The organism is Vibrio sp. Isolate33, from assembly GCF_022397895.1.
In the GTDB taxonomy this organism is placed as follows: domain Bacteria; phylum Pseudomonadota; class Gammaproteobacteria; order Enterobacterales; family Vibrionaceae; genus Vibrio; species Vibrio pomeroyi.
In genome coordinates this window covers 1-15590 of the sequence record NZ_JAKEUP010000004.1, presented here as the reverse complement: position 1 = coordinate 15590, position 15590 = coordinate 1, and the positions used below count along the sequence as shown (strand labels likewise).

The window sequence follows — 15590 nt, the reverse complement described above, 5'->3', positions numbered from 1 at the left end:
CTCTTAAAGGCCAATTTAGAACTAGATCCTCCCCCCAATAAAAACAAACCTAAGACATGACATGGGAATTGATTCTGAAGCGTTCGTTTTATCAGACTGCCATCTAATTTTTGTACTTTGATATAACAAATAGACAAAAAGGTATTGAGCGATCGTTCAAATATATTGAAATTTCCACTATAGTTGATTGGTCAAACAACTCACAACAAGGAAAAGTTATGAATAAAAGTACCGAATCTCAATCAGATCCAACTCGATCTATCCCCCAAGAAGCATTTGATTGGTATGACGAATATGCACACGGTCTGATTGATCGCAGAGAGTTTATGACTCGCCTATCCGGGTTGGCAGTACTTGGTTTAACCATGACAACATTAACTTCTGCATTGATTCCTAATTATGCGAAGGCAGAACAAGTCTCTTTCAATGATCCTTCAATCAAAGCAACCTACGAGAAGTTTCCTTCGCCTAAAGGACACGGAGAAGGCTATGGCTACTTGGTGGTACCAAAAGAGCTAGAGGGTAATGCGCCTGTTGTATTGGTCATACATGAAAATAGAGGCTTAAACCCATACGTAAAGGATGTGGCGAGACGACTCGCGGCCGCTGGGTTTATTGCGTTTGCACCTGATGCACTCTATTCGCTTGGCGGGTATCCAGGTAATGATGATGAAGGTCGAGCAATGCAAAAATCATTATCCAGAGAGAAAATCGAAGAAGACTTTATCGCCGCTGCCAACTTTTTAAAATCTCATGAAAAAAGTAACGGAAAACTAGGCGCTGTAGGATTTTGCTTCGGTGGCTATATCGTGAATATGTTGGCGGCGGTAATACCAGAACAACTGGATGCGGGCGTTCCATTTTACGGCACTCCTGCTGCTCCTGATTTAAGAAAGAACGTTAAAGGGCCATTACTCATCCAATTCGCTGGAATCGATAAACGTGTGAATGCAACTTGGCCAGACTATGAAGCCGAACTCAAAGAGATTGGAGCAGACTACACCGCTTACATCTATGACGGTGTGAATCATGGCTTCCATAACGATTCAACCGGTCGATATGCTGAAGAAGAAGCAGAGTTAGCATGGGCACGTACGCTTGAGTTCTTTAATCAAAAGCTTTCTTAATAGGCGAGATTACCGAACCCGTTTTCTTTAAGTTTCAAGTGACTGCCCTATATCTTACTCAACGAAACCCCAAAGGCCTCATACGTGCGAGGCCTTTGTTTTCTCGATCTAACTTTGCTTCTAACAAACCTATTGACCCAACTTTATAAATAGATAATATAGACATCCAGACACCTAAACGTCTTTTGGTTAATTAAATGGAGTTATCATGAACCGCTACAAAAAAATCACAGCATCCCTGTTGGCATTAGCATTCGTATTCGGCGTGACAGGATGTGGAAAAAAAGACGAGGCTGTTATCAAGATTGGGGCTACAGTTGGCCCACATGCACAAGTTGTACAAGCTGTTGCCAAAGAAGCAGCAAAGCAAGGGATTAGCATTGAACTCGTCGAATTCTCAGACTACATCACCCCTAACGCAGCATTGGAAGATGGAAGTATCCAACTGAACAGTTACCAGCATCAGCCATTTCTCGATAACTTTAATGCCAATCACGATAGCAAGTTAGTTTCTATCGGACGTTCAATTTTGATGCGTATGGGCGTTTACTCGAACAAGTACACTTCGCTTGACTCTATCCCAGATAACGCACGAATCGCGATTCCAAACGACCCAACGAATGGCGGGCGCGGACTATTGCTACTTGAAGATGCTGGGCTGATTTCTTTAAAAGAGAACGCTGGTTTCAACGCTTCATTAAGCGATATTGTTGATAACCCGAAGAACATTCGATTTGTTGAAGTGGATGCCGCTCAGCTACCCCGCTCTCTTGACGATGTAGATGCAGCAGCAATCACCATGAACTACGTAATGTCGGCTGGACTCGATCCTAAGAAACAGGGCATTTACTTAGAGAAAAAAGACGCACCTTTAGCTGTGATGGTTGTGGCGGCGCGAGAAGAAGACAAAAACAATGAAACGTATAAAAAGATCATCTCAATTTACCACTCACAAGAGATCAATGACTTTTTAAACACCACTTTCAAAGGCACTATCGAAGCTGCAAATTAAGCTAAAGAAAATCCCTTTGATTTGGCGTTGCCTGCTACCCATTAAGCAACGCCAGATTTAAGTGACGTGTTCATCGATGACTCATCCCAACCCTCTTTTCTAGTTAGAGAGCAAAGCTTAAGTTACTTAAATCGAGGTTGAAAACCGTAACATCAGAGCGGATTATGTGAGTACGAAATTCAATTAAATCTGGGTTCTTCGCATGAAAAAAGAAGTGATACTGTTTGATATAAACGAAACGGTTTTAAACTTGGAGTCATTACAGCCTAAATTTAAAGCAGCATTTGGTAGTGAGGACGCACTATCGCTTTGGTTCTCAAAGCTTTTGCACTCTTCAACGGTTTGCATCGCAACAAACGTAAAGTCTACTTTTTCTGAACTAGCGAATGCAGCGCTCGACGCTATTGCACAACGGCACAGGTGTGATTTAACGGCGGAAAGCAAAGATGCCTTGTTAACTTCTTTTGCTAACCTACCACCGCACACTGATATCAAAGCATCTTTGCTTAAATTGCGTAACAACGGCTTTAAAACCGTCGCTTTTTCCAACTCATCCCTCGACCTTATCACTTCTCAAATCAAGAACTCGGGCTTAGAAGATTATTTCGACACCGTCATTTCCGTTGAAGAAACAGGCAGTTTCAAACCCAATTCAGATGTGTATAGATTTGCAGCAGAAACGTTAAAAGAGCCTGTCGAAAACCTTCGTCTTGTGGCTACTCACGATTGGGACACTCATGGTGCATTATCTGCTGGCTTACAAGCAGCCTATATAGACCGCACAGGCGTTGAGTATCATTCCCTGTATTTGAAACCTGAGATTAGCTCCAGAACGATGAATGGTGTGGTGGAACAAATCATTAAGCACAATTTAGAAAAGTAACACCTTAAGAGCTTTTCTCCTGACTCGGTACAAACAAAAAAGGCCTCGCACACGCTAGGCCTTCGTTTTATCTGCAAAGCAGTTTATCTATAACTAATTAACCTATTGGCCAATCAACCAATTCACCGCTCTAAAAATACTGAATTATGTTCAGTCCATTCTAGTAATGAAGGTTTGCTCGTCATCCACGAATGCCACATAGTCGCCGTGATAGATAAACACTCGACCTCGCCCTTCAACGATACACGCAAGTTGTGGATTCAAATCTTCTTCAAGATCTTTGCTTTGATACGTACCGGTATCGGTGATCACACCTCGGAGAGTCGGCAAAAGCCCATAGCTACGCTTGGCTTGGTCAATCAGGCTCAATTCACTGGTAGTCGAGAAGTAAGATGGAATTGGACCAGCATCTTCGATAAACATTGGCTTTAGTTCTTCAAAAGCTGTAATCACCAGCCAGTCGATGCCGTTAACGTGATGGATAAACATAGTTTATAAATACCTAGATTCTCGATAATTCTGATTCGGGGATTCTATCACTATCAGAGGCAGAACGTCGTAGAAATTGAGTTGCTAGAGGCGGTAATTATGAGGCTATTGCTGGAATTCACTCGACCAACTTGAAACTCATTTTTATCCGGAAGCGTCATCGGCTGAATTTTGACTCATGGAACTTTCTTGCTCCAAAGTTCCCTCCTACGAGCTCAAAAACGTGCAAGATTTGCGGCAGAATCGTATTTTATTTTGTCTTCCTGCTTTTAAAAGGATGCATAGCTGATCTTCATCGTTAGTTAGACGTATAGGTTCCTTAAACAAAAAGGAAATATTATGGCCAACGTCTATGTCAGCATCGGAAGCAACATTAACCGCGAACACCACATCTCACAATCTCTCAAAGCACTGAATGACCGCTTTGCTCCCCTGCATATTTCTAATTTCTACGATTGCGAGCCAGTTGGGTTTGAAGGGGATAACTTTTTAAACCTAGTCGTTGGTTTCGAATGTGAGCTCCCTGTCGCAGAGTTGGTTAAGGTTTTGCACCAAATCGAATCAGAGAACGATCGCAAGCGCCAAACCAAAGCCTATGCTTCACGCACTATGGACATCGACATCCTTCTTTATGGCAATCAAGTGGGGGTTATTGATGGTGTAGAGCTGCCTAGAGGCGAAATCACCGAATACGCATTTGTACTCAGGCCGTTAGTTGATATCGCCGCGCAAGAACACCACCCCACTCTAGACATTTCGTTTCAGCAGCTATGGGAAAGCTTCGATCAGTTGAGCCAGAAAACCGAACCCATCCCTTTCGAGCTCAGTTTCACTTAGCGTTTACATGACTGAAAAAAGAACGACTGCAACAGGAACAACTGCGAAAGGAACAACTTAAATCTAATCGACTGAGCTTTACTGATCTTTTCTTAAAACAAGCACGTAACTGACTTCACTTTCTAAGGAATGGACACTGTTATGAATCACAACGCCATTATCACCATTACAAATCTCAGACTAAGAACCTTCATCGGTTTCAACGAAGAAGAAAAGTCTAAGCAGCAAGACATCGTTATCAATGCAGAGATCCACTATCCCGCTAACAACCTTTGTCTCTCAGATGATGTGGAGAACGCGCTCAACTACAAAAACATCTGCAAGAAGGTAATCCAACACGTCGAATCTGGAAGGTTTCTGCTTTTAGAAAAATTGACCAGCGACGTACTCGGCATCTGTATCGATCATCCATGGGTGAAATACGCTCAAGTGAGAATTGATAAGCCTCATGCGCTACGTTTTGCCGACTCTGTTTCGCTCACCCTGAGCTATGAAGCAGACAACGACAATAATTCTTAAGGAGAGAGTCATGCTGAATACAGAAGCCGAAAAAGTAAGAGAAGCTTTGCTCGCAAAAGGACTTGAAACCCCAATGACACCGAGCGAAATGAACCCCAGCCAAAAGTACAACCGCATCAAAGGACTTTTAACGGAAGTGGTCAGTACGCTTGGACTGGATTTAACTGATGATAGCCTCGCTGAAACACCTCATCGCATTGCGAAGATGTACGTTCATGAGATATTTTCCGGGCTCGATTACGATAACTTTCCAAAGATCAGCGTTATCGACAACAAAATGTCAGTGGATGAAATGGTGAAGGTATCGGATATCGACTTAACTTCGACGTGCGAACATCACTTCATTACCATCGATGGTTTAGCGGAAGTGGCCTATATCCCCGAAAACAAAATCCTTGGGCTCTCTAAAATAAACCGCATTGTCCGATTCTTTGCTCAGCGCCCTCAGGTTCAAGAACGCCTCACTCAGCAAATCTTGGTCGCGATACAGACTCTAGTTGAAACAGAAAACGTGGCTGTGACGATTAAAGCAACCCACTATTGCGTTAAATCCAGAGGCGTGATGGATGCAAACTCTGAAACCTCAACAACCGCGCTCGGTGGTATTTTCAAAACTAACCCTCAAACCAGAGCTGAGTTTTTACGATGAGTGAAACGATACTGATAACCGGCGTAGGAAAGCGACTCGGCTTCGCACTGGCGCAGCAACTTTTATCGGATGGATACAACGTGGTTGGCACCTACCGCAGCGACTATCCTCAACTACAACTGTTGCGCGACAGTGGCGCCGACTTGCAACAGGTCGACTTTTATCAACAAAGCAGCCTAGAAGAATTTCTTCATTATGTTGGCCAAGAATACAAGACTCTCAGAGCCGTCATACACAACGCTTCCGACTGGAAACCTGAGAACAAGAAAAATCCCAGTGAAAATGCTTCACACATCATGCATCAGATGATGACGATTCACGCTAGCGTGCCTTATCTAGTCAATTTAACACTCAAAGACCAACTGATGTCTGGCGAGCAAACTTCAGACATCATCCACATCAGTGATTACGTTGCGGAAAAAGGCAGTAAAAAACATATCGCTTACGCCGCCAGTAAAGCTGCGCTCAACAACCTGACGCTGTCGTTCTCAGCAATGTTGGCTCCCAAGGTGAAAGTGAATACCCTCTCTCCAGCCATGATTAAGTTCAATGACCATGACGACGAGGCATACAAAACCAAAGCGCTACAAAAAGCTCTGATCCCCGCAGAAGCGGGCTTTGAGGAAATAATAGATGGCATCAAGTTTGTGTTGGCCAGCCACTACATGACAGGAAGAACCTTGCACCTAGATGGCGGTAGGCATTTGAAGTAAAGCCCACATCTTGTGGGCTTACATCAACATAGAAACATAAAAGAATAGCGACTGGTGTTATCTAGAAGCAGCTATAAGCTAGAAACTGCTAAAAGAGTGAGGAAGGCAATTTTCTTCATCCCATCCGGACAACTCAATATTGATCAATGATTTGCGCTTCTCATTACACAGTGTGGCGATGTTGATGATAGGGAGCTGGCTGCGAAACTGCGCAGTAAGTATGACCTTTTTACTTTCACTCAAGCTACTTCGGCATTGCGCCAAAATAGCTTCTGTATCTAACTGGTGTGCATTCTCGATAATCTGAATATCAGCGTTGTCTTGATAACAATCTATCAGCCAAGACACGGCAGCCACCTCTGAGCTGGTTAGTACGATGACATCTTTGCTTGTGACCAGATCTTTTAGTTCAGTTTCCATAAATACTCTCATTCAGCAGTAAATACATTAAAGGCGATTCCCCAGTTTAGCCTGTGCCAAATGGTAGCCTCTGTCTATCATCTCTTGTGAGCGATCAAACTCTAAGGTGCCACAAGCATTGCGTGGAAGTTCAAGCGTAATATCAGCAGGGTAAGCGGCCAATTTTTGGCGAGCAATGGTCGATTGCATTGCATCAAACGCTTGGTTGGCAATATCGTAGGCCGCAAAATTAAAGCTCATTTTACTTTTTACACTGCTACCGAGATTATCGATAAAATGAACCACTTTTTCATGCAGGTTACTTTCTTTCGTTGGTAGGGAAATCGGTGTCACTTCCTGTTTAACCAATTCAGGTTCACCCCCTAAGTTCACCGCCAGCGTAAAGTCTGTCTTATCACCGAAGGTAGGTGCAATTGGTACGGGATTGAGTACCCCGCCATCAATCAGCGCTTCGCCGTTAATAACATGAGGCGTAAAGAACAATGGCAAAGAGATAGAGGCACGAATAGCATCAAACAAAGAGCCTGATTGCAGCCAAACCTCTTTTTCATCGGCGACGTTGGCGGCTACCGCGGTATAAGGGATAGGCAGATCTTCAATTGAAGTTTCACCAATCAGCCCGCGCAGTGTGTCGATGATCTTGTCCCCTTTGAACATACCACTCGATTGCCATGAAAAGTCCAACAACATCGCCATATCACCTTGGTCAATACTGGTCACCCACTCTTCAAATTCATCCAACTTACCCGCTGCGTAGACACCGCCAATAAGTGCACCAATTGAACAACCAGAGATGGATTTTATCTCATAGCCATGCTCAATCAGCCAACGGATGATTCCAACGTGAACCAAGCCTCTTGCGCCACCACTACCCAGTACCAATGAGATCGTTTTTGCCATCGTACTCATCCTTTAAATCGTTAGTTCTTGAGCTCTTTCAGCAAAATCATATCACTTAGTTTAACCGTAAGCAGTGTAATGCTTTGAAAACTGTCCCATATGTACATCTTAGTGTGCCTGCGCAATGAAATTGAGGTAGTTTAAGAACATTGGTGAAAGATATAGATACTCTAAGCTGCCTCCCCCAATACCAAAAAACCGAAGCCCAAAGCTCTAAGCCCGAAGCCCAAAAACAAAAGCACGTCATTCCAGCAAGCCTAAGCGCGACTAGGAATCTGGTTTCCACGAACGCTTGATACAAAAGAAGGTCGCTCACTTGTAAGCGAGCGACCTTTCTGTGTTCGTTCTATTAGTTCCAGACTCGAAAGCTACAGCACACGTAAGCACTCTTCTGGCGACAAACTCAAGAGTGTATTGGCGAAGTTGATCTTCTCATCTCGCCATTTCAATGCCGCTTCTCTGCTGTCTTGCGAATGTCGGTCAGCTTCAAAATAGCTTTGTCTTGGTAGCCCGTTTGCTGGCGTCATCACCATGGATTGTTCGTTCAAGCGAATAGTAAATAGGAACTGACCACGCTGCCCGGTTTGCGCGGCTGGATGGTGCAATGTGCTATCACAGCAATAGCGCTTATCACGTAATGCGCGGCATGTGTATTCAAAGACATCTTGAGCACCACGCCCCGGGAAAGCGGTATAAATACTAATGCCATCACGTTGCAAAGACTGGTCACCCGCCGCTAATTTAACCGCGTACTGGATAATCCTAAAGCCGAGAACCACGCCGCCAATGCTGTTCAACCCACTGTATTGAATTGCTCCCTCTAAGCTGAGTCGAAGTTTGTCTTCGCCTTCATAGAGAAAGAGATCAGGCGATGCCCAATCACTCTTTGGAATAAGCAGTTGAGTAATATCCGAGTGTTCCATGTTGGTCTCCGAAACAATGAGTGTGTTTGAGACACCAAACATAACGTAATGAGAATTATTATCAATAAGTTTAAATCGAAAACGTTACTTCCAGAAGGATTTAAGGTTCAGCTCGAAAGGGCTTAAGGCTCTCCTTAAAAAGACTTAAGGCTCTGCTTGAAAAGACTTGAAACAACAGACGCCCGTTTGGTCTTGAGTCACCTTGCACTCACTCACCAAAATGGTTTTGAGCTCTATACGGGCGCGGCGTAAGCGTGCCTTCACGGCCGGCAAGCTAAGCTGGTGTTTCTCTGCGTAGTCTTTTTGTGCCATCCCGTTAAGGTCACATTGTTCTATCACATCACGCTCTTGCTCGGTGAGTTTTACCAATACTTTGGGAAGACAGCGTTGAAGCTGAACCATCGCAGGGGAAATGTCCGTGGGCATCACAAACTCCCCGATGTCTACCGAATGTATTTTCCGTCTCAGTTGGTCGACAAGGTGGTTTCTGGTCATCTTAAACAGCCATGATTTACCGTCCTGTAATGTACAGAAACGCTCGCTATTTCCCATGGCTTTGAGAAACACTTCTTGCATGATGTCTTCCGCTTCGTGCGGATTTTGAGTCTGTTTTAGTAGCCAGCCATAAAGGCTAGGTTCGGCATGATTCCACGCATTCATCAAACATTTCATTCTTGAATCTCGATTATCCGTCGCGCGTGCTCATTCAAAAAACGGCACGCGCGACGCTCCTTCCTTTCCTTTACGCTACAACATCTTCTTTGAGTAAATCACGAACCAGATCAACAGATGGCACCGATCCCGTGTGTTTTAGCTCACCATTAATCGCAACACCCGGTGTGCTCATAATGCCAGCTTTCATAATGGCTTCTAAACTGGTGACTTTTTCAATGTTGATTTGCTGCCCTAGCTCTTGTGCGACCTCGGCAAACCGTTCTGCTGTGACGACGCAGTTCTTACAACCTGAACCATAAACTTGAATGCTTTTCATATCAGACTCCTGTGAGCATTTGCCCTGCTGTGATTAATAGAAGAAATTGAACAACCAACCCGTGATGGAAATCGCCACCAGCAAGTAACCCGCGATTACACCAAGTAACCGGTATTGCATGACTTGTTTGAGCATCATGAACTCTGGCAAGCTCACTGCGACCGCTCCCATACAAAACGCAAGCGTGGTGCCCAGTGGCATACCTTTGTCTATCAACGACGCCATGATTGGCACGATGCCCGTTGCATTGGTGTAAATCGGAATGGCACTGAGTGTCGCGAGTGGCACCGTCCACCACTGGCCGTGTGCGAGGTTTTGCTCGAACCAATCAGCCGGAACAAAACCATGAATAAACGCACCAATACCGACACCAACAAAGACCCAAATCCAAATGCGCTTGAAGATGGTACTGGTCTCGGTCACGGCAAACTCATGGCGCTGTTTAAACGTCATTGGGGTCGATTCAATCGCCGTTTGAGGCTGTTCATCTAACTCATTGGCTTTTTGATACGCGTCGGCGAGGAAAGGTTGTAACCAACGGTGGGCTTTAAAAGCATCTAAGACAAAGCCTGCAAAAATGCCAAGCGACATACCAATCACAACGTACATGATGGTGAATTTCAGCCCGAGTACACTGCCAAGCATGATGATCACCACCTCATTGATCAGAGGCGACGTAATAAGAAATGCGATGGTCACACCAATAGGAATACGTGCAGAGACAAAGCCCATAAACAGAGGAATAGAACTGCACGAGCAAAACGGTGTAATTGCCCCAAATAGCGAACCAAGGAAGTAACCCACACCGCGGCGCTTGCCTTGTAGATATTGGCGAACTTTGTCCACACTCAAACTGGCTCTCAGTGCGGAGATAACGTAAATCAACACGACCAATAAGACTAAGATCTTACTGGTGTCTTCAATAAAGAAATGAACCCCTGTAGCCATTGAAGTATTGGCTTCCAAATTGAAAATGGAATATGTCAGCCAGTCGGCAAAGTAGGTAAAAACGTCCAACATAGTGGCACCCTCTTAACGATTTACCTCTAACACGTTTTAGGTCGCGAAAGGATGCACACTTTTCTAAATTATTTTTTGGTTTTGATTTTTAGGCTCGTTATCAGAACAGATTCAATTAGCCGTTCGATGTTGAAAGTGACTTTATTGTTCCTGTAATTAAGGGCTTATAAACAAACTGACTCATCCCCTTTACCGTCTCCCATATTAGCATTCAAACTCTACGACTAATGTCTAACTACCTGAGACTATTTGTTTTTTTTGGTTTGGTATAAGGTACTAACAACTAAATGTTAATGAATTTTTAAGAATAAGTTGACGCATTGTTTGCGCATCTGCATGAGTCAACAACGTTTGTTGGAATAACACACCTCAGAGTGTGAACGAAAGGAATCAACATGAGCAGTACTTTAGAGTCCGTACATATACAAGCCGATAAGCCTCAAGCCAATGAGGATGAACTCACTTATGAACAGCAACACAAACCAAGATCAGAATTTGATTCCCGCGAACAATATTTAGAACATGAATTACAAATCATGGCGCCTAAACGCTGGCGTCCAAATTTACCGTTTAAAGATTATCGATTCGAGATAGAAGACACCATCCCAGCGATGGCAGCGACCATTGGTAAAGTTGTGATGGTGGGCGCGATTGCTGCTACCTTTGCGGGGGCTCTCGGATTAAATGAAGACTTCATTCTAGAAAACGTTCGTTATGAACTCCTCATCGCCTCTGTTTTCATTATTATTTTCTCTGGCTTCCTGTTACCGACCGCGAACCTCGCAGGTACACACGGCCCACTTATCCCTTTGATTCCTATTGTGGTTGCAGCAGGCGGACACCCTATGGCGTTTGGCTTGTTGATTGGCGCTTTTGGCCTCATCTTAGCCATCAGTAAAGGTGGCAGCATGTTGGCCAACCTCACCAGTAAAGGCGTGTGTGGCGGCTTATTGCTCTACCTCGGCTTTGTTGGAACCGCTTCTCAAGTTAAAAAGCTGTTCGCTTGGGCTGAAGGAATCGGCATGAGCCACATCGCGTTTGTCGTGATCTTTTGCACCATTATCTTGTACGCGCTATTGGAACACTTCCGCAAACGTTGGTTAGCTGTGCCTCTTAGTTGCTTACTGGGTGGTACGATTGCATTTGCCATGGGTGCGCCATTTGCTTTCCACACTGAGCCTGGCTTACCTAACATGAACCCTATGTATTGGTGGGGCGAAGATACTGGTTGGATGCTAGGCCTACCGACAATTGAACACTTCATGGTGGTATTGCCGTTTGCTATTCTAGCCGTAGCGATGTGGTCACCAGATTTCTTAGGACATCAAGTATTCCAAAAGATCAGCTACCCAGAACGTACCGAAAAAGTACACATGAACATCGACGACACCATGACCACGGCTTCAATTCGTCAAACGTTCGGCTCTCTGCTTGGTGGTACTAACTTTACGTCTTCATGGGGTACTTATATCGTACCGGCGGCGATTGCTAAACGCCCTATTCCTGCTGGCGCTTTGCTCACAGCTCTGTTCTGTATCATCGCCGCTGTTTGGGGTTACCCGATGGATTTGGCTATCTGGCAACCTGTACTATGTGTTGCGCTGATTGTTGGGGTATTTGTTCCATTACTAGAAGCAGGAATGGAAATGACACGCGAAGGGAAAACCACACAATCAGCAGCGATTGTTGTATTTTCATCGGCGCTAGTGAACCCAGCATTTGGTTGGTCTCTCACCATGCTACTAGACAACTTAGGCTTAGTCGGTTGTAAAGAACGCAGCGGTGAACTGAGTAAAATGAGCCGTTGGGTATTGCCTGGCATCATGTTTATTGTACTAAGTGGCGTAATGGCATTGGTTGGCCTTCTACCGGGAATCCCAGCGATTATCCCAAGCTTTCGCTAGGCTCGATTAATATTGATTTTTGGTAGGAACACAAAAAGGCCTCGCACATGCGAGGCCTTGTTTTATCTATCAAACTAGTGGCGACAGCCCTACTTCACTGACTTTAATCGCTTTCATCACTAATATTCCGCTAGACTAAATTCGATATTGGTGGCATCTGCCCATGAAACTCCCCTTGAGCTCCCATAAAACCAAATGTATAAGGCTTCACTTCTTCGTACCTTCGACCATCAAACGCTTGTCTTTCTCGCAGCTTATTAAACAGCCAGTTATCTAACATGTTATTAATCTCGATAAACTCATCCTTCGTCAACTCAGCTTTGAAGCTTGTGAGAAAGGCATCATCATCAGATTTAGGCAAGTTAATGACGCGTTCTTGTAAACCATTTAACACCTGAGATTTGAAATAAATGGGATACCTAGCCCCTTTTACAAACGCGGTTTCTTTGGGCAAGAGCAGTTTGTACTTATTGTTAGAACCTATCTCGATAAGGTTGAGATTTTCCAATTGTCGAAGATACAGGTGCACTGAAGCATCGTTTAGCGTGTGCTTTTCTTGAATACATTGAACGGTAATATCTTCTGCTAACTCTGACCAGAACGAGAAAAGTGCGGGGTTTTCAAAAAACGCGTCATCTTGGTCTTTAGAGAAAACGGGAATAGAAGCAATGTTTTCTTCTGCCTCTGCAAGAAGCTTTGATAGCGGCATGTCCGTGAGGTTAGCTATCGCGACTAGCCTCTGAATAGACAGTGGTTGAGAACTGTTAAGTAACCTCTTAATACTGATTTCCGATATATCCAGTTCCGCCGCGAGTGCACGATATGAAATATTGCACCTTTTAAGCTCTCTTTTGAGTAACTTACAAATTTCGAATGATAGTTGTTCGTCCATTTTGTTCAAACCGCCTCAAATAGAGATACCAAAAGTATCACAATGCTACCCTTTTAAATCATAAGTTGCACCTAAGTATCAATGAAAGATGATGCCACTTTCAATAAACAAAGGAACGTATTGATGCAACGAAAAGAGTTAGTTGTGAGATTTGGCATACAACAATACCTACACTGGACAGTAGTCGGGCTGCTTATTCCTGTCATCATTCTGATTTTTCAGTCTAAGGGACTCAACCTAGCGCAAGTTGGGATTGTCATGGCTGTTTGGATTGGAAGCACAACACTATTAGAGATACCAATCGGTGGGCTTGCTGACACCATTGGACGAAAAAAAACATATTCGTACTCGTTAATACTCACCCTACTGGGCTGCCTAAACCTACTCTATGCAAATGGCTTGTTCAGTATTTTAATTAGCGCCTTATTATTGGGAGCTTCTAGAGCTGTTTACTCAGGTACTCTCGATGCATGGTTTTATGATGCGTTTACTGATAGCACTGGAGCAGGCTCGTATCATACTGCAATTGCAAAAGTTAATGTGTTCGTGACTGCTGGGCTAGCGACCGGAGCCCTTATCGGCGGATTTCTACCTAACAGTATTGTAAGTTCTTATTTTGAGTCATTTGACGAGTATGACATCAATGTTTTCACCACCAGCGTATCGAGTCTTACCCTGCTGTTGCTAACATGGCTATTACTTCCTCATGAGCAAAGAATCATCAAAGAACACCACAAAAACACCGTCACCACCGCGGTACAAACCAGTATCAAGGCGCTTACTTTCTCTTTAAACCATTGGACGTTAAGGTTAGTGATTCAGGCAACGCTTATCTTTGGCGCGGCAATGAGTGCTGTAGAAAACCTCTGGCAACCCTACCTATCTGAATTAATGGGAATTCATTCCAAAGACTTAACCCTGTTTGGCATCATATCGGCACTGTACTTCTTGATGGCCGCTTTATCGTCAATCGTGTCCGTCCCACTACTAAAAGTGTTTGGCGGCTCTCATAAGGCTTTAATGTTTGTCACACGCGCACTTGCCGGCCTATCGCTGATCTTACTTGCTAACACCAACAGCACCATGTGCTTTTCTCTCCTGTATTTAACGTTTTTCTTTCTTTTCACAATGGGCAACAATTCTGAGCAGGTATTACTTAATGACAGTACTCCAAATGAGATGCGCTCAACCATTTTGTCCATCAGCTCTTTCGCCGTTACCGCTGGTGGAGTGCTAGCTTCTTTAGCTTTTGGAGTCATTTCCGAGCATTACAGTATTTCCATAAGTTGGATATTATGTGGCGCGGTCCTCTTAGCCTCTTCGCTATATTTCTTAAGTTGTCGTGAAGCCGTCAAAACTAAACCAGCATAAACAACCTCCCCCTCTAGCTCCCCCCTCAAATGCAGTTAAACGATCTCTTGAGATATACGATCGAGGGGGAGAACATTCTTTGCCGCTGAACATATAGCTGCACTTGTCACGATCGGTATTCAGTTCCTCCCCTTTCTCGTTGCCAGCAAGAGGTTGGAGATGTAAACCAAGGGGAGGTTAGGAGGGGGTTTGTAGCGGATTCTCATGTGTATCTGCCACTTTGATTCGATCTACTGACCCGTCCTGATATGGGTTGACACTTGATTGACTAAAACGCTCGATGTATTTCATCGGGCGTTTTGTATTTTAGAGCTGTGTGAGGCCTATATTCATTATAGATTTTTACTGATTCGGCGACCATTTTCTTTGCTTCATCTAAATCATTCGGCTTATTCAACAGATATTCCATCTTCAGTATTCCGTTGACCCTCTCTGCCAACGCATTTTGATAACAGTCATAACCATCAGTCATTGAGCAAGATACATCATACTGTCGATGCAACTCTTGGTATTCAACAGAGCAGTACTGAACACCTCGATCTGAGTGATGAACAAGCTCACCTGTATTCTTCCGCTCTTTCAACGCGTTTAAAAAGGCCTGCTTGACCGTGCGCGCTTTCATATCATCACCTATGTGATAACCCACGATTTTTCTTGAATAAGCATCCGTCACTAAACTAAGATAAGTACTACCACACCGCGTTGCTAGATAAGTAATATCGGCCACCCATAATTGCTCTGGTCTTTCCGGTATTAAGCCTTCTTTGATTCGATTTGGATGGCAGTAAAAGCGATGATTACTGTTTGTGGTTCGATGATAAGCCCTTCGATTCTGCACTAATAATCGATTCATTCTCAGCAGAGAGAATAAGCGGTCTCGCCCGATTTCAATATCGTTCTGAGCAAGTAAGTACTTGAGCTTACGAGTTCCTATACGAGG

The 15590-nt window shown here is 44.1% G+C and carries 18 protein-coding genes; 9 read left to right on the top strand and 9 right to left on the bottom strand.

The window, feature by feature from the left end; genetic code table 11:
• The first annotated feature begins 218 nt into the window (after positions 1–218).
• The 3 genes from L1D37_RS08650 to L1D37_RS08640 all read left to right on the top strand — a co-directional run bounded on the left by L1D37_RS08650 (position 219) and on the right by L1D37_RS08640 (position 3022).
• Positions 219–1127 (top strand): dienelactone hydrolase family protein, encoded by a 909-nt coding sequence (locus L1D37_RS08650; protein WP_239847613.1) that lies wholly within the window; start codon positions 219–221, stop codon positions 1125–1127.
• 208 nt (positions 1128–1335) lie between these two features.
• Complete coding sequence (locus tag L1D37_RS08645) at positions 1336–2139, top strand: MetQ/NlpA family ABC transporter substrate-binding protein (RefSeq protein WP_239847612.1); 804 nt, start codon at positions 1336–1338, stop codon at positions 2137–2139.
• 202 nt (positions 2140–2341) lie between these two features.
• Positions 2342–3022: a haloacid dehalogenase type II gene (locus tag L1D37_RS08640; protein WP_239847611.1), complete on the top strand. Its 681-nt coding sequence runs from the start codon at positions 2342–2344 to the stop codon at positions 3020–3022.
• A gap of 150 nt (positions 3023–3172) precedes the next feature.
• Here the strand turns inward: L1D37_RS08640 and L1D37_RS08635 are convergent, their stop codons facing one another.
• A complete protein-coding gene (locus L1D37_RS08635; RefSeq protein WP_239847610.1) occupies positions 3173–3511 on the bottom strand; it encodes a cytosolic protein in 339 nt (112 codons plus the stop codon).
• A gap of 339 nt (positions 3512–3850) precedes the next feature.
• On the opposite strand from L1D37_RS08635, the gene folK reads away from it, so the two are divergent.
• From folK to folM, 4 genes are all read left to right on the top strand, one after another.
• Positions 3851–4348 (top strand): 2-amino-4-hydroxy-6-hydroxymethyldihydropteridine diphosphokinase, encoded by a 498-nt coding sequence (gene folK / locus L1D37_RS08630; protein ID WP_239847609.1) that lies wholly within the window; start codon positions 3851–3853, stop codon positions 4346–4348.
• Between the two features lie 141 nt (positions 4349–4489).
• Complete coding sequence (gene folX / locus L1D37_RS08625; protein ID WP_054546529.1) at positions 4490–4867, top strand: dihydroneopterin triphosphate 2'-epimerase; 378 nt, start codon at positions 4490–4492, stop codon at positions 4865–4867.
• 10 nt (positions 4868–4877) lie between these two features.
• On the top strand, positions 4878–5516 hold the full coding sequence (gene folE, locus L1D37_RS08620; RefSeq protein WP_239847608.1) for a GTP cyclohydrolase I FolE: 639 nt from the start codon (positions 4878–4880) through the stop codon (positions 5514–5516).
• Positions 5513–6229, top strand: coding sequence for a dihydromonapterin reductase (gene folM, locus L1D37_RS08615; protein ID WP_239847607.1), 717 nt, complete (start codon positions 5513–5515; stop codon positions 6227–6229). The genes folE and folM overlap by 4 nt, the downstream gene beginning before the upstream one ends.
• A 78-nt stretch (positions 6230–6307) precedes the next feature.
• On the opposite strand, the gene L1D37_RS08610 is transcribed toward folM, so the two are convergent.
• From L1D37_RS08610 to L1D37_RS08585, 6 genes are all read right to left on the bottom strand, one after another.
• Positions 6308–6661 carry a hypothetical protein gene (locus L1D37_RS08610; RefSeq protein WP_239847606.1) on the bottom strand — a complete coding sequence of 118 codons (354 nt, stop codon included), beginning with the start codon at positions 6659–6661 and terminating at the stop codon, positions 6308–6310.
• Between the two features lie 15 nt (positions 6662–6676).
• Positions 6677–7549 (bottom strand): patatin-like phospholipase family protein, encoded by an 873-nt coding sequence (locus L1D37_RS08605; RefSeq protein WP_239847605.1) that lies wholly within the window; start codon positions 7547–7549, stop codon positions 6677–6679.
• Between the two features lie 368 nt (positions 7550–7917).
• Entirely contained in the window at positions 7918–8472 is a 555-nt protein-coding gene (locus L1D37_RS08600; RefSeq protein WP_017632792.1) for a hypothetical protein, read from the bottom strand.
• 144 nt (positions 8473–8616) lie between these two features.
• Positions 8617–9132, bottom strand: a complete 516-nt coding sequence (locus L1D37_RS08595; protein ID WP_239847604.1) for a sigma-70 family RNA polymerase sigma factor — start codon at positions 9130–9132, stop codon at positions 8617–8619.
• Positions 9133–9214: 82 nt separating this feature from the next.
• Positions 9215–9463: a thioredoxin family protein gene (locus L1D37_RS08590; protein WP_239847603.1), complete on the bottom strand. Its 249-nt coding sequence runs from the start codon at positions 9461–9463 to the stop codon at positions 9215–9217.
• Positions 9464–9496: 33 nt separating this feature from the next.
• Positions 9497–10483, bottom strand: coding sequence for a permease (locus tag L1D37_RS08585; protein WP_239847602.1), 987 nt, complete (start codon positions 10481–10483; stop codon positions 9497–9499).
• A 395-nt stretch (positions 10484–10878) separates the two neighbouring features.
• Here L1D37_RS08585 and L1D37_RS08580 point away from each other — a divergent pair, with 395 nt between their 5' ends.
• Positions 10879–12387, top strand: coding sequence for a DUF3360 domain-containing protein (locus L1D37_RS08580; RefSeq protein ID WP_239847601.1), 1509 nt, complete (start codon positions 10879–10881; stop codon positions 12385–12387).
• A 130-nt stretch (positions 12388–12517) separates the two neighbouring features.
• Here L1D37_RS08580 and L1D37_RS08575 read toward each other — a convergent pair whose 3' ends face one another.
• Positions 12518–13279 carry a helix-turn-helix transcriptional regulator gene (locus L1D37_RS08575; RefSeq protein WP_239847600.1) on the bottom strand — a complete coding sequence of 254 codons (762 nt, stop codon included), beginning with the start codon at positions 13277–13279 and terminating at the stop codon, positions 12518–12520.
• Between the two features lie 123 nt (positions 13280–13402).
• On the opposite strand from L1D37_RS08575, the gene L1D37_RS08570 reads away from it, so the two are divergent.
• Positions 13403–14650, top strand: coding sequence for an MFS transporter (locus L1D37_RS08570; protein WP_239847599.1), 1248 nt, complete (start codon positions 13403–13405; stop codon positions 14648–14650).
• Positions 14651–14918: 268 nt separating this feature from the next.
• Here L1D37_RS08570 and L1D37_RS08565 read toward each other — a convergent pair.
• Positions 14919–15590, bottom strand: a 672-nt coding sequence (locus tag L1D37_RS08565) for an IS3 family transposase (RefSeq protein WP_239847598.1), incomplete at its 5' end; no start/stop codon positions are given.